Source organism: uncultured Maribacter sp. (assembly GCF_963977385.1).
GTDB lineage: Bacteria > Bacteroidota > Bacteroidia > Flavobacteriales > Flavobacteriaceae > Maribacter.
Genome location: NZ_CAXBOU010000015.1, coordinates 55,614 through 76,991, shown reverse-complemented (window position 1 = coordinate 76,991; position 21,378 = coordinate 55,614). Strand labels below are relative to the sequence as shown.

The window sequence follows — 21,378 nt, the reverse complement described above, 5'->3', positions numbered from 1 at the left end:
ACCAACACCTCTTAAAGATATGAATAACAGTTAATTAAAAAACACCTTCCAAAATAAAAAATAAGAATTTTATTACATAAGTAATTAATAACCCTACAAATCAAAGATTAATTACCTTGATGTCCTTTTACCCTAGGAATTAGTAAAAGTTCAGTTTGACGGCCATTGACATATCTAAAACCATCTTCACCATAAAAACCTGCCTCTTCAAGCATAATTCTAATGTCTCTGTTCCATTCAGGAATGTTGATAGTAGTATTCAATTCTATAGCATAAACCGTATTTGGATTTAATGGATAGTTCTCTCCATCATCCTTCATTACTCCTCCTTGAGAATCCCACATACCAATTGTGGTTCCTGCAGAATGCCCATACATACCCAACGGGTGCGTATAGATAGAAGGTTGTAATCCAGAAGCTTTAGCTTCGCTTAAGGACTTAGCTAAAATTTCGTTCCCTGTTCTACCTTTTATCATATTGGTAGTCAAAAAGTCTTGTACCCTATTACCATCTTTTAATCCGTTTACCAAAAATTCTGGAGCGGAAGTTTCTTCCGGTTTAAGTACATAAGCCAGTTCTTGGCAATCGGTATTTAATCTTAGATAAGTAATTCCAAAATCGCAATGCACTAAATCACCTGGTAGTATTACAGTGTCTTCAGGTCTACCAGAGAACGAATACAAGTGACTTACCAATTCTTCTTTACTTCGTTGTATATCAATAGTTGGGTGAAACCATGTTTCTAAACCTAAGTCAGTTACTTTTTGACGCATCCACCACTCTACATCTGATGTTGTAGTTACCCCCGGAGTAATTACTTTTTCAGAAAAAGCTTCTGCAATAATATCATGTGTAATATCTACTAATTGGTCATAAATAACCATTTCACGTTCTGATCTAGTCTCAATCCAACGAACTGCAAGCTGCTCTGCCGATGTAACTTTAGATGTAAATTTTTTAGGCAGATTTGCCATGAACTCATCATAATCCGTTTTATCCAATCCGTCAGCTATGTTGTGGTCCTTAGAAAAATTAAGTCCTATTTTCTTCGGATTTCTTTCAGATATCAACTGCATTAATCTTTTCCATTGGTTTGGTTCTTTCTCCTTGTCCCATGCAGAAATAATATTCTTTCCCACATTATATCGTGCTACTGCTAGCTTTTCAATACTATTTTTAGCCTTGTCTCTATAAAACAAAAGAATAGTTCTTCTTCGTGCATTTAACCACGTAGCAGGAAGCATTGTTTTAATTACGGGATCTTCATTATACTCTCTTGAAATAACCACCCACATATCTAAATCTGCAGCATCCATAAGTTCAGGTAGCAGATTATTAAATCTATCATCTAAAACCTCATCGATTACCTGTGCTCTTTCCTTTTCGTTGAGGATTTGTTGGGCTTGAATTTCCCCTATAAAGATTAGACATACAAAAAGGAATAGTTTTTTCATGAGTGTTGTTTTATATAAGCCTTGAAAATACAAAATAACACACATTTGAAATAACCTATTCCTTTAAAATCAATAGAATTTTATCATCTGAATAAAATCAATAGTTTCCTGTTACCAATTTCTCATTAATACTTTTAACCAACCTAATAAATTCTGCTCTATATCCATTTTTATCTTCACCTCTCCCCTTCTCCGCTAGAACAACTACATCATTAAACGAAGTTTTATTTATAAATGCAGATTTTCTTAATTGCTGACCAAATAAAGAAACAGCAGCAGCAAATTGAAAGTCTTTTGACATTTCTTGAATCACCGTATTTTGCACATGAATCAATTCTATACTCTTATTACCATCAGGTTTTTTGTATCTAAATTTTACCGTGAACAATTCATCAGAAAACTTATCCCCTTTAACATTGTCCGTATACTTTAATTCGGGTGTTTCTTTCACATAGTCAGATGTTACACCTACCTCTACTATCTCATACAATGCAGTTACTTTATGCCCACTACCTAATTCACCAGCATCTTTAGTATCATCAATAAAATCTTCATCTGCCAACAATCTATTCTCATACCCAATTAATCGATATGATTTTACTTTGTTAGGATTAAACTCTACTTGTAGTTTTACGTCTTTTGCGATGGTAAACAAAGTACCTCCAAACTCCTTACCAAATAATTTTTGAGCCTCTTGCATAGTATCTATGTAACCATGATTTCCATTGCCTTTATCTGCCAAGGTTTCTAATTTTGAATCTTTATAATTACCCATACCAAAACCCAGTACAGAAAGAAATACGCCAGACTCTCGTTTTTGGGTAATCAAATCTTCCATGTCTTTATCATTGGATAAACCAACGTTAAAATCACCATCCGTTGCAAGTATTACTCTGTTATTCCCATTCTTCTTAAAATTCTTTTCTGCCAGTTTATAAGCCAATTTTATTCCCTCACCACCCGCTGTAGAACCACCGGCATTTAACTTATTCAAAGCATTCATAATTTTCTCCTTATTGCTCCCTGAAGTAGGCTCCAAAACAACACCTGCCGCACCGGCATACACAACAATTGACACTTTATCTTTTTCTCTTAATTGATTCACCAAAAGTTTAAATGCTGATTTCAATAATGGTAATTTATTACTATCAGACATTGACCCAGAAACATCTATCAAAAAAGTTAAGTTAGATGCCGGCAACTCTTCGTTCAAATATTCTTTTCCCTGCAAACCAATTCGCACTAATTTGGTATTAACATTCCAAGGGGTTTGTGCTACTTCGGTATTTACAGAAAAGGGATGATTATTTGTTGGTTGTGGATAGTCATAATCAAAGTAATTGATCATTTCTTCAATTTTAACTGCATCTACAGGAACCTCTTTTCCGTTATTTATAAATCTCCTAATATTACTATATGCTGCTTTATCTACATCTATAGAAAAAGTAGACAACGGATTTATATCAACGTTTTGAAACTGATTTTCAGTTATCCGTGCATAATTCTCATCTTCTTCAAGTACATAATTACCTGTAACAGTATTGATTATAATGCAACCGTGCTGTGCTTCGATTCCATATAATTTTTCAGCATTAGAACCCGTTAGAATTTTTTTATCGGCAAAATCTTCAGTATTAAATTCTTGAATAATACTATTATAATTCTTATGAATGGGAAGTCCATCAACAATAAAGAGTGGACTTTTATCTCTGGTACCGTTAGCTTTTTTATCTTTTGCACCAATAGCAACACCACTTACCTTTCCTTGAATTTGTTGACTAATACTATGTTGAAAAATTTCTTTTTGAATTTTTCTTTTATAAGGTCTAGATACTGAATTAACCGCATAACTTTGATTTGGACTAACAGCATATCCTATGGTTATTACCTCATCTAATGCCTCATAATCTTCTTCTAATGAAACATTGATAATGACAAGGTCTTGAACTTCAATTATCTTGGTCTTATAGCCAATATATGTAAATACCAATTTGGCCCCTTTATTGGTGCTTATAGAATAGTTTCCATCAAAATCTGCCTGTGTACCATTGGAAGTACCTTTTACTAAAATATTAGCTCCTGGTAATGGTTGACCATACGTATTAGTTACAGAACCGATTACTTCCGTTTGTTGAGCGGACAATAAGAAACTACTAAAGAGAACGAATAGATATGCTACATTTTTCATGATTACTGGTTTAAGGTTTAAGCTATAAACCTAAAGAAGAAGTAATTTTAAAAAAATGAGGAATGAGGGAAACTTACCTTAGGGTTAGGGAAGTTATGAGTTCAACAAGGCCATGGTTTCTTTTCTTTTTATTTTACCACTATTTGTTCGTAAGAATTCTGGTATTGTTTTAATTAATCGCGGCACTTCATACTTAGTCAAAACTTTACTTGAAGTTATTTTCTTTAATAAACCTTTCTCTTCAGAAGTACCTTCCAATACCAATACTAATTGCTCTCCAAGTTTTGTTTCAGGCAAAGAACTTATAAAAAAACTTTGCCCGATTATATTTGAGAGTTTAGACTCTATCTGTTCTGGGTTTAATTTAACACCCCCAGAGTTTATGACATTATCGTATCGTCCTAACCATTTAAACTCTGAAGATGGTAGTAACGAAACTACATCATTCGTGACTACTCTATCTTTAGAAACCTTTGGAGCCTGAATAACTAAACAATCTCGTTCATCTGTTGATACTTTAACTTCTGGTAGTGTTTTAAAGAGTGGTTCTTTATCTAAATCGTTGAATTGGTTTAATGGTTTAACAGCAATATGAGTGACCGTTTCCGTCATACCATACGTCTCATAACATCTATTCTCTAGCGTTTTTATTTGAGACCTTAAATAAGGTGAAATAGGAGCACCACCTATAAGTAATATCTTTATTTGATTCGCAAATGGTAATGAATTCATTACCTGCATTGGCACCATAGCTCCAAAATCAAAAGATCTAGAAATTGAACTCAATGGGTTAGACGTTGGTGGAACAATATAAAGGTTTAACCCTAAAACCATGGCCCTTACCAGCATCATCTTACCTGCAATATATGTAGCGGGTAAACACAACAAAGCTGAATCTTCTGGGGAAAGCTCGAAATAACTACCGGTAGCAAGAGCACTGTTGGTCATGTATTCTTTTCTCAATTCGATGGATTTCGGGACACCAGTAGACCCAGAAGTTTGTACTTTAAGTGTTGAGGAACTATCTATCCAATCTAAAACAAACTGACCGATTTCTTTTTCAAATTCAGCTCCTTCTTTTATATAGCTATAACCCAATTCTAAAAGGTCATCGACTAACAACCCTTTTCCATTAATGGAAAAACTCGGATGTATACTAACCTTGTACATCGTTTTCATTTTGGGTAGCTAAGAACTCTTCTTCATTCAGTACTTTACCCGTTAGTTTTTCTTTCCAGTTTGTCCATTTGTATTTTTTTGAAAATAAATATAATAGTATTGGAAACACTACAAATACAGGAACCAACATATCCCAACCTAGTACTGGTTCAGATATATCTCTATATAAAGAATCTACACTAAAAGCGGTCCAATCAGCAGTCACTAATAGGGCTGCAGTTAAATTATTAGCCGCATGAAAGCCTAAGGCTAATTCTAAACCCTCATCCATCAACGTTATAATACCTAAAAATAGACCTGTACCAATATAGAAGATTAAAATACCATACCCCAATTTTTCAACTTCAGGGTTCATAATGTGTAATAGTCCAAATAATAAGGATGTGAAGATTAATGGAAACCATCTGTTTTTGGCCATAATACCCAGACCTTGAATCATATAACCTCTCATAAAATACTCTTCCATACTCGTCTGCAGCGGAATCATAGTAATGGCAATTACTGCAAGTACTAAAAATGGAACTAACTTAAAATTATATTCATAATTCTCAGGAGCCAAATAAATATCAAGAAAAATAAATGATAGAGAAATCAGAGCCCAAAGGATAAATGAAAAAGAAACCCGTTTCCAATCAATTCTTGTCCTGGCTGTGGTTAATGCGGTTAACGATTGTTTATGTAAAAATTTAACCACCAAAAAAATTGCTATCAATGCAATCACAAACGTCAATAACATTAAGAATAAAAAAGTATTTGAACCTAATACTTCTGACATTGCTCCGATATCGCCACTCATCATAGCGGATAACCCACCATCCTTTAATGCCAATGCAGCAACTAAAGGTATAGCAGCTAATCCTTGCCAAACAAAAACAATAACGACTATTCCTAAAATATAGCGCCAACTATCGCTTAATCCCTTGTATGCTTGTTCTATATACATAAACTCTTAATTAAATTGTTTTTCCAATGTTTTGACTTGTTATAAAATAAACCTCCTTTTGCCACTTCTAATGGACTTTCAATATTATTTGTAAACAACGACCCGGTACCCAAACCTTGTGGCATATTATTATCTAAAGTAGCTGTCCATTGTGCAATAGCATTTAACCCGATATTACTTTCTAATGCGCTGGTAATCCACCAACCAATTCCATTCTGCTCTGCCACATTAATCCACTCTTTACTGCCTGCAACCCCCCCTATTAAACTTGGCTTCAAAATAATATATTGAGGTTGTATCGTTAGTAGTATTTCTTTCTTTTTAGTTACATCTACTATCCCAATTAATTCTTCGTCTAAAGCAATTGGTAATGGTGTATTTTGACAAAGACGATACATTTCATCCCATTGACTTGCTTTAATAGGCTGTTCTATTGAATGCAAATCTAACTTTGAAAGTCTTTCTAATTTTGACAAAGCTTCGTTTGGCGAAAAAGCGCCATTGGCATCTACCCGTAATTCTATATCGCTTTTTGAGTAGCGTTTTCGAATAGATGTAAGTAATTCTATTTCAGTATCGAAATCAATAGCACCAATTTTCATTTTAATACAGGAGAAACCACCATTCAGTTTATCCTCTATTTGTTGGTGCATAAACTCCTTATCACCCATCCAAACCAATCCGTTTATGGATATTGGCTTTTGATGATTTACAAAAGAAGAATCGAAGAGGTGAAATGGATTTTGTGAACGAATTGATAAAAAAGCCTGTTCCACTCCAAATTGAATACTTGGAAAATTTTGTAACTGCTTTAGTAATTCACTTTTACCTAAATCAATATTCTTAGCTACCCAAGAACACTTTTCTTCGTATTCCGGAACATCATCAAAACTAAGCCCTCTAAAAAGTCCACATTCACCAACTCCCCAATTTCCTTCTTCCTCTAAAAGCAAAAACCAAGTTTCTTTGGTTCTAAGAATTCCTCTCGACGTTCCACTGGGGTTTTTAAAATTTAGTAGATACTTTTTAAATGTAGCTTTCATATAATCCTTCAAATTTAACTATATTTTGAGTTCAATAACGATTGAATAACAAGTATGAAAAATAAGGTGATTTGGATAACGGGAGCATCCTCTGGAATTGGAGAAGCATTGGCATATCAATTAAATGAACTTGGAACAAAAATTATACTTTCAGCAAGACGGGAAGATGCATTATTGAAAGTAAAAAGCAAATGTAAATTTCCAGAAAATGCAGTAATTATACCTTTAGATTTAACTGATTTTGAATCATTGGAAAACATTACCGCAAAAGCGATATCAATATATGGAAAAATTGATATTTTAATTAATAATGGCGGTTTAAGCCAACGTTCGTTGATAATCGATACTAAGTTTGAAGTTTATCAACAAATGATAGATGTTAATTATCTGGGCACTATAAAACTAAGCAAGTGTCTTTTACCTTTTTTTATAGCGCAAAAAAGCGGCCATTTTGTCACTATCACTAGTTTAATGGGTAAATTCTCATCACCATATCGTTCTGGTTATTGTGGAGCCAAACATGCATTACATGGCTTCTTTGACGCCTTACGTATGGAGCATGAAAAGGACAATATCGACGTTTCAATAATATGCCCAGGTTTTATTCAAACCAACGTTGCAAAAAATGCATTAACAGGAGATGGAACTGCATTACAAGAAGAAGACAGTGCCACAGAAAATGGTATGCCAGTTGATCTTTGTGCAAAAGAAATTATAACAGCTATTAAAAAGAAAAAATTCGAAACCTACATTGGTGGAAAAGAGAAATATGGTATTTATCTAAAAAGATTCTTTCCAAAATTACTACACAGAATTGTCTTAAGAAGTAAAGTTAGATAGTCTATTTAAAATTAAACCAAAAACGTACACCCTCGGTAGTTCTATCTGTTTTCAAAGAAGTCTGTAATTGATTTGCCAATCTATTCATAAGGCGAATACCCATAGAAGAGTTTGCTCTTTCTTCTGAATCTTCAGGTAAACCAATGCCATTATCTGTGTATTCAAAAAATCCTTCTTGACCAGCTATTTTGCGTAGATGAATATATATTTTACCATCATCATTATCATGAGGAAACGCATATTTAAATGAATTAGAAACCAATTCATTTAATATTAGTCCGAAAGGTATAGCTCGGTCGATATCTAATTCAACACCCTCTGCATCAATTGTAATATTGATATTGTGTCCGCCTTTTTTATAAACAGATTGAATACTATTAATCAGGCTCTCAATATAACTTTGCATTTCAATAACAGATAAATCATCATTTTGATACAATTTTTGGTGAATTAAAGCCATAGCCTTCACCCTACTCTTACCTTCCTCTAAGGCCTCAATGGCCGCTTTACTGCGTGTGTTCTTAGTCTGAAGACTTAATAAGCTAGAAACCATCTGTAGATTATTCTTCACCCTATGATGTATCTCTTTCAACAAAGAGTCCTTTTCTACCAAAGCATTCTCTATGATAAATTTTTGCTCTGCAATAAGCCTCTGATTCTTTATACTCTTTAGATAAGCATATACCAAACCTGCAAATCCCATAAGTGTAAATATCAAGGATATAAATACCAAACTAATTTTATCATCTCTTGCTTTTATATCTTTTCTAGACTCTTCTAATTGAGCCTTCTGTTTCTCCATCATTTTTCTGGAATTTTCCAGATCTTGAGTAACCACAGAAGTCAATTGCTGATTTTTAATGTTGGATGCCTGCGCATCTATAGAATCTCTTATTTTAATATTTTTCTTTAAATAGGTCGTAGAGTTTTTAAAATCACCTGTTTTATAATAATAATCTGCATAAATTCTATTACGCTTAAGAATGTTATCTGGATTTATCGGATTTAAGTCATCACTTAAATAATCGGTTGCTTTTTTATAATTATCCAATTTCAAATAACAATCAGCTAGGGCTAAAGTATTCTCTATCAAATCTGATGAAAACTTACTTTTATTGTACTTTTTAATAATATCTCTACTCTCTTCTAAAAAAGGAATGGCTTTTTCATATTCATTTAATTGAACATGACATTTACCAATATTGCCAATGATTAATCCATTTAAAACCCTACCGTCCGCAATTTCCTTATTAGTTCTTTGATTGGTAACATCACTTAGAAAAACTTTAATTAAGCCCTCTGCTTTTTTGAAATAACTTAGTGCTGTTGGGGTAGATTTATCGAGTCTTAAATAATTACCTATAGTATTATTATATATTGCAAGACCATAATAATCATCATCTTTTAATGCTTTTTTCTCCTCGGTCATATAGTCACGCATAGCCTTTCTATATTGACCGAGACTTGCATAGATATCGTAGAATGCTACATTTTCGTTAAAACCTAATTCGCGCTTAATTCTTCTAATCTCTATCTGTTTATCATACAATTGTAGCATGGCATAATTACCATCCATCAATTCTAAAATAGTATGTTTTACATCTTTATCTAAAGTGTCCATATAATCATATATAGACCTAGAGATTGCCAAACTCTTTTCGTAATTACCTAAATCGTAATAAATCTGGGCTTGAATAAGTTGATAGTTTCTGATTGAAGTTGAATCTTTTGTCTTCTCGGAACTATTTAAATACACATTGACCGTATCTAACCAATCATAAGGAGAATTTTGATTGTATCGGTTGGGAGTATTAAAAAAGAAGAAAGAACGAAGTTCACCGTTCTCTAAATCTTGAAACTGCTTATAATAATCTTCATTTTGAGACGACAGACTGTCTTGCGCAACAATAATACACGAGTATGCACTAATGAGGAAAACAAAAATAAATCTCAAAACAACTAATTTTTTCATATTACATTAAAAACAGAATCAAACTTAAAAATAATACCTGATTCTATTAAACTTTTGTTGTGAGCTAGGCATACAGATTATCCAATACCTTATTGCTCTAAAAGCGTGTTCTACGCACTTTTTAAATAACTATTAGAAAAATTAGCATATTTCGTGTTCTCCGTGCTTCATAAAGCATGAAATAGTGCGCATTTCTAATAAAACAAATTTAAAAATTAGCCATCCCACTTTGCATTAATTGTTGTGAAAACCCTAATAGTTGTTGTGAATGCATTTCTCGAACCTAAAGTATGTATTACAACGGAAATACCCATCACTTTATCGGTGAATTTTTACCTTTCATCTAGGAATAAAACAAAAAAAACACCTCTTTGAGGTGTTTTTAAATTTTTAAAAACCTAGAATTAGGAATTCATAGCAGATATTATAAATTCTTTGAAATCCTTTGAAATAGGTATTAATGTATTATTGATCATAATATCTTTTGAATTGATAGCGTCGATATGATCCACATTCACGATATAAGATTTATGAGCTCTATAAAATTTGTTCTGTGGTAATTTTTCTAAATAGTCTTTTAAAGGTGATCGAACCAAAAATTTCTTATCGATTGTATTCACTTCTAAATAAACATTATCAGCTTTTATAAACTGAATATCACCAAATTGTATTCTGTAATATAGATGTTGTTTTTTAACAAATATCGAATCCTTTAAAATAGAATTGGACATCGGTACATCTTCATTGACAACTTCATTAGAAACTCCACTACCAGCATTTTGTTTGCCATAAATGAAATTTGAAAGTGCAATTTCAATTGAGGTATATAAATCTTGTTGTTCGAAAGGCTTTACTAAATAACCATTTGGCTTAACTGTTTTTGCATTTTCAACAGTTGCTCGATCAGAGTTAGATGTTACAAAAATAAATGGAATATCATAATTTTCTCTTATATGCTTCCCTAAATCTATTCCAGTCTTATCTGACGCTAAAATAATATCGATGAGCACTAAGTCTACTTGTTGTGTTTTTAGAACTTCAACTGCCTGTTCATATACAATTACATTATCAACAATTTCATATCCTATTTCCTCTAACATAGACTGCATGTCATCAGCGATAATCACGTTGTCCTCAACAATAAGAATTTTAATCGGTTGTTCCAAGATCTAAAATGGTTTAGAAGGTTACATTCAAAATTACAAAAAATAATAATAACTAATAAAAAACAAAAGAGCCGTGAAAAAGGTACTTAAGGCCAAAATTTTAAGCTCTGGATCAAGTTCTGCCTCATTGTTCGTTACCGCCACTTTACCTATGTGAATAAACACCGGTACAAACCCAACAAGACTTACATAACGAACTAGTGATCCATTTGTTGTGGATAAAAAATAAAACAAGCTCAGAAAAGAGGTTGCCAGTAAAACGTAATGATACGTCTTAGCTTTTTTCAATCCTAATTTAACGACTAAAGTATTTTTACCTACCGATTTATCCGATTTAATATCTCTCATATTATTGAGATTAAGAACACCTACACTCAAAAGACCAATGGATATTGCAGGTAAAAATGCAATCAGTGATATAGCCTTCATATACAGAAACATAGTACCAAGAACACTAACCAGACCAAAAAAAATAAAAACAAAAATATCACCCAAACCATTATACCCATATGCCGATTTACCCACGGTATATTTAATGGCTGCCCAAATAGAGAAAGCCCCTAAAACTAAAAATATAGCAGGATATAGAATTTGTTTTAAACCAAATGAAGCTACTATCAATAAAACAATTAGAAGGCTATTAATAACGATGCTAATATAAATACCTCGCTTTAGTTGTTTAGCCGTTAGAAGACCACTTTGTAATGCTCTTTTAGGGCCTAATCGTGAATCGTTATCTGTACCCTTAAGACCATCACCATAATCATTGGCAAAATTTGAAGTGATTTGGAGGCCTACCGTCGTACATAGCGCCAAAACAAATATCAAAATATTCGTTGACCCATTATACGCTGCAAGAGCAGTACCTACAAGTATACCGGAAATAGATAAGGGAAGAGTTCTAAGTCTTGCTGCATTGAGCCATGCATTAACTTTTGTCACTAATAAGGATCTTCTATTTGAATTCTTTTACCATCTTGATATGACGCTACAAAAGCATCACCAAAACCAATATTTACTAATTGTTTTCTAAAAGACTGAGCTTCTTCAAGAGTTTCGAAATTACCCAGAGAGTATGAATAAAAAGGATTGGTTTTAACGAATAGTGTATTAGTTAACGCCTCTGATGCTAGAGTAACATTATTATCAACAAATGATTTTACTTGAACCGAATATATTTTTTCTTTTTGCAAGAACTCCTTTGCTAAATAAAATTCTTTAACCAAACTAAGCTCTTCGTTTTGTTCCTTTAAACTTTCCAAGCGTGTTCGTATGGCATCTACACTATCGATTGAAGTTAGAACCAAATCATTCGATGCCTTTCTATTGAAGCCACCTGAACTAGATAACCCTGCTGTAAATGAAGTAAAAGCCAAACCACCTATTAAAAAAAGTGTTGTAACGCCAGCGAAAATATTTCGCTGAATCTTACTCTTTTTCAACTCTCTATTTTTATACTTAATTTGATCTAATAGCCGTTCATTAATAATTTGCGCCTTATCAACGTCTTTATGTAATTCTAACAGATCACTCTCTTCTATAAAAGGCATACTCTAATGTAGTTTTGATGCTTAAAATCTAAATGTAAGTCAAAAATTGTTAATAACTTTTTATTTGTTACAAAATTAAAATTAATTGATAATTTCACAAAAATACCACTAATTATTTAGCATATAAATCTACAAATCAATTAATTGAAAATTTTCTGATTTAAATGAATTAATCCTCAATTAATGTAATTCCGTCTGAATCTATTTTTATTTTTCTATCCTTGTATAATGTTCCTAGGCCCTTCTTAAACGTTTTTTTACTCATCTGAAAAACATCTCTAATTTCTTCAGGAGCCGATTTATCATGCAACCCTAAAAATCCGCCATTTTCCTTTAATACTTCATAAATCTTTTTGGCAGCTGGCTCCAATACTTTTGCTCCTAACGGTTGAAGAGAAATATCAAGTTTATTATCTTTTCGAATTGTTTTAATACAACCAGGTATAACATCACCAATATTAATTGGTTTAAAGACTTCATTAAAATATACTAGACCTTTATGTCGTTCATTCACAATAACTTCCCAACCCAAATCGGTTTGCCTAGTGACTACCAAATCAACTTGTTCCCATTCTTTTAAGTCTACACTATCATTACTTAAGAACCTATCTATCTTATTTGAACCCACTAATCTACCTGAACGTTCGTCTAAATAGCAATGTACCACATACCATTGGCCTTCTTTCATTTTATCCCTTTGTTCTCTAAAAGGAACCAATAGGTGTTTTTCTAAACCCCATTGCATAAATGCACCAAACTCATTTATTTCAGCTACTTGCAATAATCTGAATTCACCTAACATAATGTCCGGCTCTAATGTAGTTGCTACAGGTCTTTCATCATAATCTAAATAACAGAAAACCTTTATTTTCTCACCAATTTCATACGCGGTCGGCACATATTTATTTGGTAATAAAACATCATTACCTTCTTCATCACCCAAAAAGAGTCCTACACTGGTATCTCTTAAAATTTCTAGATTGTTTATACGTCCTAATTCTATCATGTTACAAAATTACATTTAATATTTAGAAAACTAAGGGTAAAAAAAAAGACCGTTACCAAATTGGTAACGGTCTTTGCTATAAGCTTAAAAATGTTTATTTATTATAAACAGAAGCTTTTTTGAAATGTTGACAAAGCTTGTAATAAATTACTGCTCTATGCTTATTTCTGTTAGACGAACCATACTTGTCCATAACAGTCTTAATAGCATCATCCAATTCAGCACCATCTTTAAGACCCAATTTCTTAATCAAGTAATTATTCTTAACAGTATCTATTTCCTTTTGATCGCTACCAGAAACTTTCGAAGCATCAATATTGTAAATTGATGGTCCTAAACCAACAGTTACTTTTTTAAGCAAATCCATATCTGCACTTTCACCAAATTTATCTTTGATATCTGCAGCGTACTTTTCAATTAAATCGTCTCTTTTACTCATGTTAAATGTGTTATAATTAATGGTTAATACACCTCTAAGATATGAAACGAAAATAATCAATCAAAATTTTATCGTTTATTAATGTAGGGGTAGTAATTTCCAGTAATCTGGGACTACTCGTTTCTTTAAAAAAGTCACTCATTTCTACTTTAAGAACCTCCGATGAATTTGCCGTTCGATAATCGAGTCCATACATCTTACATAAATGCTCTGCATTTAAGTTATGGCGGGTTTCAAAATAGGTTTCAAAAACATCGGTTTTCTCTTTACCGGGTAGTATTCGAAAAATGCCACCTCCTTTATTATTTATAACAATTATTCTAAAGTTATTTTTAACAGCATTGTTCCATAGAGCGTTACTATCGTAGAAAAAACTAAGATCTCCTGTTATGAATAAAGTTGGTGTTTCACTGATTATAGAAGCACCTATCGCTGTAGACGTACTACCATCGATTCCACTAGTTCCCCTATTACAATACACCCGTAACGAAGGGTTAAGGTCGAACAATTGGGTATACCGTATGGTAGAACTATTAGCGAGTTGTAAAAGATAATTATTGGGTATCGCCTGCAATATTTCATTAAACACTGAAAAATCTGAAAATGGTATTTTCTCTAAATAGTCTGTCCTTTTTAATTCATAGTTTTTCTTTACTTGATGCCAAAAACTGAAATAATCACTTTTTACGTTTTTAGAATCTGTATACATTTCCTTAAAAAATCTATTAACAGAAATCTTAATATGTTCATCTAAACAAAAAAATGTATCGTTAACATTCACACCTCCAATATGCCAATGATGTTCAGGAGAAAAGGTTCTTAAAAATGCTTTAATTTTTTTTGAAACAATAAGTCCGCCGAAAGTTACAAGCACCTCTGGCCTTAAATTATTAAACAAAGTTTCCTTATCATCGTTCATTTCAATAGGTGCAATTATGGAATCTATACTATTGAAAAAATGAGGATGATTTAAGTTTGACGTAGTTTCCGTAAGCACCAGTACACTTGGGTCATTTGCCAAATATTGTAGTATTTCTTCATTAACACTATTTGGTGTATTTACACCCACTAACACAATCTTACGTTTTGACGAATTCCAAATATTCTTCTCTCGTTTTAAGGAAGATTGATTCTGATGTTGAATTAAATTTGGATTGACTTGAGCTATCGCGGTAGGTTCCGTTATTGTGTTGTACAATGGCTCTTCAAAGGGCACATTTATATGAACTGGACTTTTCGATGTAAAAGCGAAGTTAAAGGCATTATTCAATTCGGCATCATTATATTCTCGAACCTCATCCTGAACCTCATCTACCTTTTTGTCGTTAATCCATTCTGGCTTATACTGACGAATCTTATCGGTAGCATGACTAACATCTTGTCTAAGATTAGCCGAGTAACCTATTTGATTGTCATACACATTTTTCTGATTGATCGTTTGCCCATCCCCTATTCCAACTTTATAAATTGGTCTATCGGCAGAAATTACTACTAGAGGAATATTGCTATAAAAGGCTTCTGCCACTGCAGGGTAATAATTTAAAAGTGCGCTACCTGATGTGCAGATTACCACAACCGGTTGCTGTAATTGTTGTGCCATACCTAATGCAAAAAAAGCTGCACAACGTTCATCGACAATACTAAAACAAGAAAAAAAAGGATTCTCTGCAAAAGCAATAGTTAACGGTGCATTTCTAGAACCAGGAGAAATAACAATATTAGAAATATTATTTACCTGACAATGTTGAACAATAGCTTGGGCAGTAGGTATAATAGAGTAATTCATGTACTTCAAAAATACAACCTAAGCAGGTTATTAGCCAAATGTCTTAACGCTATTTATGATTCAAAACACGAAACATAGTGTCGCTTTTCAGTACAGTTTCATTCCATTCACTTTCGGGTACCGAATCACTTGTAATACCACCACCTACATAAATTGAAATAGTTTCATTTTTAATTTGCATACACCTTAAGTTCACAAAAAGTTCAGAACTTTTCACTATGCTTCTATAAGCACTATTTTCTTGATTACGTCTATTCTTATTTCTAGTTAATTCAGTAGTAAAATTTAATTCCCCTAAAAATCCTGTATAAAAGGAACGGTCATAATATTCATTTTCAACAATGAATTTTTTAGCCCTTTTTAACGGAGTCCCACATACTGCAGGGGTTGGATGTAAGGCTCTCAGAACATCACCAAACTTATTAGGGGCAAACACCCCACTAATCTCTGTTCGTAGATGCCAGAGCCGCCCTGCCTCTACAGACTGTACGTCAGAAGCTCGGATTGAAACTACTTCATCTTTCAAAGCATCAAGAATATAATCGGTAACTACTTGTTGTTCGTTTAATTCTTTCTTTGCCCATATTGGTTTTAAAAATTCAGTTGAACTTTGCGTACCAGCTAATGACATTGTCGTGAATTGCGTTCCTCTGCTTTTGACTAATATTTCTGGCGTTGCCCCTATCCAAGTGCCTACATTTGGGTGGTGCCATAAATAGCAAAATGCCTTTGGATAAATATCCAATACCCTTTCAAATAGGCTAACTGGTGACATCTTAGCATTGACTTCAATTTTTCTAGATAAAACAACCTTATCTAATTCACCTTCATTTATGACCTCTATAGCTTTAGATATTAGTTTAAGGTAACCAACTTTCTCTGTTTCATCTAAAAAAGAGGTTTTTTCTTTAGCTTGATTTAAAGTGTAGTTATGTTCTATTGAAGCTTTTAATACGGTATCAGTTTTTAATAGAATAGACTTAGCATTTAAATCGAAAGGAGAAAAAACAAATCCGGTTTCTGAAAAATCTACTACAGAATGAATCTGATTATCCTTCTGAAAAACTCCATTCAAAATAACCTCACTCGGCTTTCTATATAGAACGAACGGCAATTCTTCTTCTAAACTTGCAAAAGCTTTATCAAATAGTTCCTGAACCATATTAGCTTCTAGGTAAAGCGATTGTAGTTAATTTACATAGAGAAATAAGCTGATCGGCTTCATTGGTAATCTTAATTTCCCATAACTGAGTTGTTCTCCCTTTATGCAAAATTACAGCTCTGGCAAAAACAAAACCTTCTTTGATACTTTTTACATGGTTGGCTGAAATTTCCAATCCTCTAATAAAGAATTTGTTACCGTCTAAAAATATATACGACGCGGCGCTACCTACACTTTCTGCTAATGCTACGGTTGCCCCACCATGTAATACCCCATCTGGTTGGTGAACTTTTGGTGTAACAGGCATTCTCGCCAATAGAAAATCCTCACCAACATCTATGTATTCAATATCTAAAGTCTCCATTAAGGTATTCTTAGAAGTCTCATTACAAATCTTTAGAATTTTTTCTTTGTGATCGTTCATTCTTTTTTTTGTAAAATTAAGCATTACATTACCAAATGAAAAGTTCAAAAAGAATAGCAACTCTCATGAATAACCAGATAAAAAGCGTCACCTATAAAACGTCTAATACCTATGAGACATTAAATAGTTTAACTAATAAAACCAAAAGAGTTTGGATTGTTTTCCACGGAATTGGTTTTTTAAGTAGATTCTTTCTAAAATATTTTAATGAGCTACCTGCTGATGAGAATTATATTATAGCACCGCAAGCTCCTGCTAAATATTACTTGAATGGCGAATATAAACATGTAGGTGCCAGTTGGTTGACAAAAGAAAATACGAAGCAAGAATCAATTAATCTATTTAATTATATAGATGCTGTTTTAGCCAATGAAGATATTTCGAAGAATTGCGAACTGATTATGTTCGGATTTTCTCAAGGAGTTTCTATAGCTATGCGATACTTGGCATACTCAAAATTACAATGCAATAAACTTGTACTCTATGCTGGTGGAATTCCCGCAGAACTAGATAAGGAGAATTTCCAATATTTATCAAATACAGAAATCATATCTATATTAGGTATTTCAGATGAATATTTAACACCTAACCGACTTATTGAAGAAAATACTAAACTAAAGAAATTATTTGGTGATAGCATTCAACATATGAAATTTGAAGGCGGACATGAAGTCAAAAAGGAAATCATTAACAACTTAGTGAAATGAATAAATTCTTTACTTTAGAAAATGACAGGGTGCTATTAGAGCCACTTACACTTGACAATTATGAAGAACTCATTTCAATTGCTTCTCAAAGTAACTTAGTTCAGTATTCACCTTCAAACATTGCAACACCAAATTCCCTAAAGGACTATGTAGAAACGGCTTTAAAACAACTACAAAATGGCACCAGTATTCCCTTTATTATCTATGATAAAGAGAAAAAAGCGTATGCCGGCTCTACAAGATATATGAACATAAATCATAAGAACAAAGTTTTGCACATAGGTTCAACTTGGATTGGAAGAGAATTTCATGGCAGTGGATTAAATGGCCAAATGAAGAAACTAATGTTACAACATGCTTTTGTTATCCTGGATTTTGAAAAAATTGAATTTCGTATAGATGAACGAAATACTAAATCAAGAAAAGCAGTTGAAAAATTAGGTTGCTCCTTAGAAGGTGTTTTAAGAAAAGATGTATATCTTCTCGATGGTTTTAAGAGAAATACTTGTTGCTATGGGCTATTGCGAGAAGAATGGCTTGAACTAAAATCACCAAACAACTAAATTATTCTTCCACCTTTGCCTCTAATTTGTAATATGTAATTTTTCTTGTTGAGTACGTATTATCAGGAGTAACGATTTGTTTAATCCAATTACCATTATCCGCTTTATCGTATTGATATATATATTCCTTCTTAACCGTTTCCATACCAGATTTAGCGATTTCGGCTATCAACATACCATTTTCATCATAAGTGTATGTTGTTCTAACTGTTGGTACGAACTTTTCGGCAGTTAGATTATATTCAAATTCTTGCTGCGCCATTAAATGACCTTCTAAACTAAAGACTTCTTCAAATGCATAATTAGCCTCCCCTTTTAAAAACTCTTTGGTTAAAACAATTTTTTGTTCTGGTTTATTTTTTAGCTTCTGTGTAGAAGTACGTACAGTTTTTAATGGGACATCGTTAAGCAAGTACGATACAGTATATTCCCCTTTAAACTTTTTATGTTCAATCTGAGTTATATCAGTTCCGTCATTGTTTGTTCTTCTAATACTAGATAAATCTCCAAACTCATCATATTCATAAACATATTCGTCTAAAAACTGTTTGTCATAAGAAAAAATTCGCTCCTGTATTCTTAGATTCTCAGTAGAATCAATCTCATAAAAATGTGCAATTGATGTGCTAGGGTCAAACGTACTATTGCGGTAAGACTCTGAACGTTTCTCTGATAATTCACCGCCTTTATATTTGTAATACACGACATCATAATCGGTGGCATTATACCTAGTTACCGATTTCGTTAAAAAACCTTTCCTGTTAAAATCGTATTCCTCTTTACCATAATCAGTACTTACAAAACAAGATTTCACATTATCTCTCAAATCAAAGTCTGCCAAGGTGAAAATTTGAATTTCTTGGCTTTGCACAGTAGATATTACAGTAAATAAAACAAGAAAAAATGTTTGGAGGTATTTTTCAATCATACTGCAAAATTACTTTATTAATAATAGCCACAAAAGAATATAGTACAAAAGTAAAAAGGGACGGTATTAACCGTCCCTTTTTCTATAATAACTTAAAGTTATATTATTTCACTTCTTCAAAATCCACGTCTTCAACGTTATCACCTTCAGAACCTGCATCGCTAGCAGTTGGTTCTCCTTGAGGAGCACCACCACCCTGTGCATCAGCCTGAGCTTTATACATTTCTTCAGATGCAACTTTCCAAGCTTCATTGATTTTATCTAAAGCTGGCGTTATTACTGCTATATCTTTAGTTTCATAAGCAGCTTTCAACTCTGTCAAAGCGTCTTGAATTGGTTGCTTCTTATCATCAGATAATTTATCTCCAAATTCTGTTAGCTGAGATTCAGTTTGGAAAATCATTCCGTCTGCTTCATTCAACTTATCGGCAGTTTCCTTAGCTTTTTTATCAGATTCAGCATTTGCTTCCGCTTCTGCTTTCATCTTCTTGATTTCCTCTTCTGTTAAACCAGAAGAAGCTTCAATACGAATATCCTGAGTTTTATTTGTAGCCTTGTCCGTTGCTGATACTTTAATTATACCATTTGCATCGATATCAAAAGTAACTTCAATTTGAGGTGTTCCTCTTTTCGATGGTGGAATTCCATCTAAATGAAATCTACCGATAGTTTTGTTATCGTTTGCCATTGGTCTTTCCCCTTGCAATACGTGAATTTCAACCGATGGTTGATTATCCGCTGCAGTTGAGAATACCTGAGACTTTTTAGTTGGTATCGTTGTATTAGACTCAATCAATTTAGTCATTACACTACCCATAGTTTCAATACCTAGAGAAAGTGGCGTAACATCTAATAGCAATACATCTTTTACATCACCCGTTAAAACTCCACCTTGTATAGCTGCACCAATTGCAACTACCTCATCTGGGTTTACACCTTTTGAAGGTTTTTTACCGAAAAACTTCTCAACAGCTTCTTGTACGGCTGGTATTCTAGTAGATCCACCTACCAAAATAATTTCATCGATATCACTTTTAGAAAGTCCTGCTGCTTTCATTGCAGTTTCACATGGCTCAATTGTTCTTTTTACCAAGTCAGCAATTAATTGCTCGAATTTTGATCTTGTCAAAGTTCTAACTAAGTGCTTTGGTCCTGAAGCTGTTGCAGTTACATAAGGCAAATTGATTTCAGTTTGAGCTGAAGAAGATAATTCAATTTTAGCTTTCTCAGCAGCCTCACGCAAACGTTGAAGAGCCATTGCATCTTTTCTAAGATCCATATCCTCTTCAGATTTGAACTCATCTGCCAACCAATCAATAATCTTTTGATCAACATCATCACCACCTAGGTGAGTATCACCATCTGTCGCTAATACTTCAAATACACCATCACCTAATTCTAGGATAGAAACATCATGCGTACCTCCACCAAAATCAAAAACTACAATTTTTTGTTCAGTATCTTTTTTATCCATACCGTATGCCAAAGATGCAGCGGTTGGTTCGTTAATAATTCGCTCTACAATCAAACCAGCTATTTCACCTGCTTCTTTAGTAGCTTGTCTTTGTGAATCATTAAAATAAGCTGGTACAGTAATTACCGCACGAGTAACTTCCTGACCTAAATAATCTTCAGCTGTTTTCTTCATTTTCTGAAGAATCATCGCTGATAATTCTTGTGGAGAATATAAACGACCGTCTATATCTACTCTTGGCGTATCATTATCTCCTTTTACTACTTTATAAGGTACTCTCTCAGCTTCTTTACTAGACTCTGTATATTTATTACCCATAAACCTTTTAATAGAATAAATGGTTTTCGTTGGGTTGGTAACCGCTTGCCTTTTTGCTGGATCACCTACTTTTATTTCACCACCTTCAACAAAAGCGATAACAGATGGTGTTGTTCTTTTTCCTTCTGCATTCGGAATTACTACTGGCTCGTTACCTTCCATTACGGAAACACAGGAGTTGGTAGTTCCCAAATCTATTCCTATAATCTTACTCATTTTATATGTTTTAAATTAAG

19 protein-coding genes are annotated in these 21,378 nt (G+C 33.1%); 3 read left to right on the top strand and 16 right to left on the bottom strand.

What is annotated here, in order from left to right:
• Positions 1–107: 107 nt before the first annotated feature.
• The 5 genes from AAC084_RS15320 to AAC084_RS15300 all read right to left on the bottom strand — a co-directional run bounded on the left by AAC084_RS15320 (position 108) and on the right by AAC084_RS15300 (position 6,807).
• Positions 108–1,454, bottom strand: coding sequence for a M24 family metallopeptidase (locus AAC084_RS15320; protein WP_339841083.1), 1,347 nt, complete (start codon positions 1,452–1,454; stop codon positions 108–110).
• Positions 1,455–1,551: 97 nt separating this feature from the next.
• On the bottom strand, positions 1,552–3,642 hold the full coding sequence (locus AAC084_RS15315) for a von Willebrand factor type A domain-containing protein (protein ID WP_339841082.1): 2,091 nt from the start codon (positions 3,640–3,642) through the stop codon (positions 1,552–1,554).
• A gap of 93 nt (positions 3,643–3,735) precedes the next feature.
• The gene (locus AAC084_RS15310; protein WP_339841081.1) at positions 3,736–4,812 is read right to left on the bottom strand and encodes an AMP-binding protein; all 1,077 of its coding nucleotides are present in this window, start codon (positions 4,810–4,812) and stop codon (positions 3,736–3,738) included.
• Positions 4,799–5,764 carry a CPBP family intramembrane glutamic endopeptidase gene (locus tag AAC084_RS15305; RefSeq protein WP_339841080.1) on the bottom strand — a complete coding sequence of 322 codons (966 nt, stop codon included), beginning with the start codon at positions 5,762–5,764 and terminating at the stop codon, positions 4,799–4,801. Before AAC084_RS15305 ends, AAC084_RS15310 begins: the two co-directional genes overlap by 14 nt.
• Positions 5,755–6,807 carry an o-succinylbenzoate synthase gene (locus AAC084_RS15300; protein WP_339841079.1) on the bottom strand — a complete coding sequence of 351 codons (1,053 nt, stop codon included), beginning with the start codon at positions 6,805–6,807 and terminating at the stop codon, positions 5,755–5,757. Before AAC084_RS15300 ends, AAC084_RS15305 begins: the two co-directional genes overlap by 10 nt.
• Positions 6,808–6,861: 54 nt before the next feature.
• On the opposite strand from AAC084_RS15300, the gene AAC084_RS15295 reads away from it, so the two are divergent.
• Positions 6,862–7,647 carry an SDR family oxidoreductase gene (locus AAC084_RS15295; protein WP_339841078.1) on the top strand — a complete coding sequence of 262 codons (786 nt, stop codon included), beginning with the start codon at positions 6,862–6,864 and terminating at the stop codon, positions 7,645–7,647.
• 1 nt (position 7,648) lies between these two features.
• Here AAC084_RS15295 and AAC084_RS15290 read toward each other — a convergent pair whose 3' ends face one another.
• The 9 genes from AAC084_RS15290 to AAC084_RS15250 all read right to left on the bottom strand — a co-directional run bounded on the left by AAC084_RS15290 (position 7,649) and on the right by AAC084_RS15250 (position 17,152).
• Positions 7,649–9,601 (bottom strand): histidine kinase dimerization/phosphoacceptor domain -containing protein, encoded by a 1,953-nt coding sequence (locus AAC084_RS15290; protein ID WP_339841077.1) that lies wholly within the window; start codon positions 9,599–9,601, stop codon positions 7,649–7,651.
• A gap of 422 nt (positions 9,602–10,023) precedes the next feature.
• A complete protein-coding gene (locus AAC084_RS15285) occupies positions 10,024–10,785 on the bottom strand; it encodes a response regulator (protein WP_339841076.1) in 762 nt (253 codons plus the stop codon).
• Positions 10,786–10,818: 33 nt separating this feature from the next.
• Entirely contained in the window at positions 10,819–11,727 is a 909-nt protein-coding gene (gene menA / locus AAC084_RS15280) for a 1,4-dihydroxy-2-naphthoate octaprenyltransferase (RefSeq protein ID WP_339841074.1), read from the bottom strand.
• Positions 11,727–12,335 carry an SPOR domain-containing protein gene (locus AAC084_RS15275; RefSeq protein ID WP_339841073.1) on the bottom strand — a complete coding sequence of 203 codons (609 nt, stop codon included), beginning with the start codon at positions 12,333–12,335 and terminating at the stop codon, positions 11,727–11,729. Before AAC084_RS15275 ends, menA begins: the two co-directional genes overlap by 1 nt.
• A 169-nt stretch (positions 12,336–12,504) precedes the next feature.
• Positions 12,505–13,341 (bottom strand): S1-like domain-containing RNA-binding protein, encoded by an 837-nt coding sequence (locus AAC084_RS15270; protein ID WP_339841072.1) that lies wholly within the window; start codon positions 13,339–13,341, stop codon positions 12,505–12,507.
• A 94-nt stretch (positions 13,342–13,435) separates the two neighbouring features.
• Positions 13,436–13,780, bottom strand: coding sequence for a DUF2853 family protein (locus AAC084_RS15265; RefSeq protein WP_339841071.1), 345 nt, complete (start codon positions 13,778–13,780; stop codon positions 13,436–13,438).
• Positions 13,781–13,814: 34 nt separating this feature from the next.
• The gene (gene menD, locus AAC084_RS15260; RefSeq protein WP_339841070.1) at positions 13,815–15,566 is read right to left on the bottom strand and encodes a 2-succinyl-5-enolpyruvyl-6-hydroxy-3-cyclohexene-1-carboxylic-acid synthase; all 1,752 of its coding nucleotides are present in this window, start codon (positions 15,564–15,566) and stop codon (positions 13,815–13,817) included.
• A gap of 49 nt (positions 15,567–15,615) precedes the next feature.
• Positions 15,616–16,728: a chorismate-binding protein gene (locus tag AAC084_RS15255; protein ID WP_339841069.1), complete on the bottom strand. Its 1,113-nt coding sequence runs from the start codon at positions 16,726–16,728 to the stop codon at positions 15,616–15,618.
• A 1-nt stretch (position 16,729) separates the two neighbouring features.
• Positions 16,730–17,152 (bottom strand): hotdog fold thioesterase, encoded by a 423-nt coding sequence (locus tag AAC084_RS15250; RefSeq protein WP_339841067.1) that lies wholly within the window; start codon positions 17,150–17,152, stop codon positions 16,730–16,732.
• Between the two features lie 65 nt (positions 17,153–17,217).
• Between AAC084_RS15250 and AAC084_RS15245 the strand changes: the two genes are divergently transcribed.
• Positions 17,218–17,859, top strand: coding sequence for an esterase (locus tag AAC084_RS15245; protein ID WP_339841066.1), 642 nt, complete (start codon positions 17,218–17,220; stop codon positions 17,857–17,859).
• The gene (locus tag AAC084_RS15240; protein ID WP_339841065.1) at positions 17,856–18,422 is read left to right on the top strand and encodes a GNAT family protein; all 567 of its coding nucleotides are present in this window, start codon (positions 17,856–17,858) and stop codon (positions 18,420–18,422) included. The genes AAC084_RS15245 and AAC084_RS15240 overlap by 4 nt, the downstream gene beginning before the upstream one ends.
• 1 nt (position 18,423) lies before the next feature.
• Here AAC084_RS15240 and AAC084_RS15235 read toward each other — a convergent pair whose 3' ends face one another.
• Together AAC084_RS15235 and dnaK are read right to left on the bottom strand one after the other, a co-directional pair.
• Positions 18,424–19,350: a hypothetical protein gene (locus AAC084_RS15235; protein ID WP_339841063.1), complete on the bottom strand. Its 927-nt coding sequence runs from the start codon at positions 19,348–19,350 to the stop codon at positions 18,424–18,426.
• Between the two features lie 103 nt (positions 19,351–19,453).
• Positions 19,454–21,358, bottom strand: coding sequence for a molecular chaperone DnaK (gene dnaK / locus AAC084_RS15230; RefSeq protein ID WP_339841062.1), 1,905 nt, complete (start codon positions 21,356–21,358; stop codon positions 19,454–19,456).
• Between the last annotated feature and the right edge of the window lie 20 nt (positions 21,359–21,378).

What these genes read in the sequence shown, in the direction of transcription:
- AAC084_RS15320 (WP_339841083.1), bottom strand. Translation starts at nt 1,454, where the DNA reads ATGAAAAAACTATTCCTTTTTGTATGTCTAATCTTTATAGGGGAAATT.
- AAC084_RS15315 (WP_339841082.1), bottom strand. Translation starts at nt 3,642, where the DNA reads ATGAAAAATGTAGCATATCTATTCGTTCTCTTTAGTAGTTTCTTATTG.
- AAC084_RS15310 (WP_339841081.1), bottom strand. Translation starts at nt 4,812, where the DNA reads ATGTACAAGGTTAGTATACATCCGAGTTTTTCCATTAATGGAAAAGGG.
- AAC084_RS15305 (WP_339841080.1), bottom strand. Translation starts at nt 5,764, where the DNA reads ATGTATATAGAACAAGCATACAAGGGATTAAGCGATAGTTGGCGCTAT.
- AAC084_RS15300 (WP_339841079.1), bottom strand. Translation starts at nt 6,807, where the DNA reads ATGAAAGCTACATTTAAAAAGTATCTACTAAATTTTAAAAACCCCAGT.
- AAC084_RS15295 (WP_339841078.1), top strand. Translation starts at nt 6,862, where the DNA reads ATGAAAAATAAGGTGATTTGGATAACGGGAGCATCCTCTGGAATTGGA.
- AAC084_RS15275 (WP_339841073.1), bottom strand. Translation starts at nt 12,335, where the DNA reads ATGCCTTTTATAGAAGAGAGTGATCTGTTAGAATTACATAAAGACGTT.
- AAC084_RS15270 (WP_339841072.1), bottom strand. Translation starts at nt 13,341, where the DNA reads ATGATAGAATTAGGACGTATAAACAATCTAGAAATTTTAAGAGATACC.
- AAC084_RS15265 (WP_339841071.1), bottom strand. Translation starts at nt 13,780, where the DNA reads ATGAGTAAAAGAGACGATTTAATTGAAAAGTACGCTGCAGATATCAAA.
- menD (WP_339841070.1), bottom strand. Translation starts at nt 15,566, where the DNA reads ATGAATTACTCTATTATACCTACTGCCCAAGCTATTGTTCAACATTGT.
- AAC084_RS15255 (WP_339841069.1), bottom strand. Translation starts at nt 16,728, where the DNA reads ATGGTTCAGGAACTATTTGATAAAGCTTTTGCAAGTTTAGAAGAAGAA.
- AAC084_RS15250 (WP_339841067.1), bottom strand. Translation starts at nt 17,152, where the DNA reads ATGAACGATCACAAAGAAAAAATTCTAAAGATTTGTAATGAGACTTCT.
- AAC084_RS15245 (WP_339841066.1), top strand. Translation starts at nt 17,218, where the DNA reads ATGAATAACCAGATAAAAAGCGTCACCTATAAAACGTCTAATACCTAT.
- AAC084_RS15240 (WP_339841065.1), top strand. Translation starts at nt 17,856, where the DNA reads ATGAATAAATTCTTTACTTTAGAAAATGACAGGGTGCTATTAGAGCCA.
- AAC084_RS15235 (WP_339841063.1), bottom strand. Translation starts at nt 19,350, where the DNA reads ATGATTGAAAAATACCTCCAAACATTTTTTCTTGTTTTATTTACTGTA.
- dnaK (WP_339841062.1), bottom strand. Translation starts at nt 21,358, where the DNA reads ATGAGTAAGATTATAGGAATAGATTTGGGAACTACCAACTCCTGTGTT.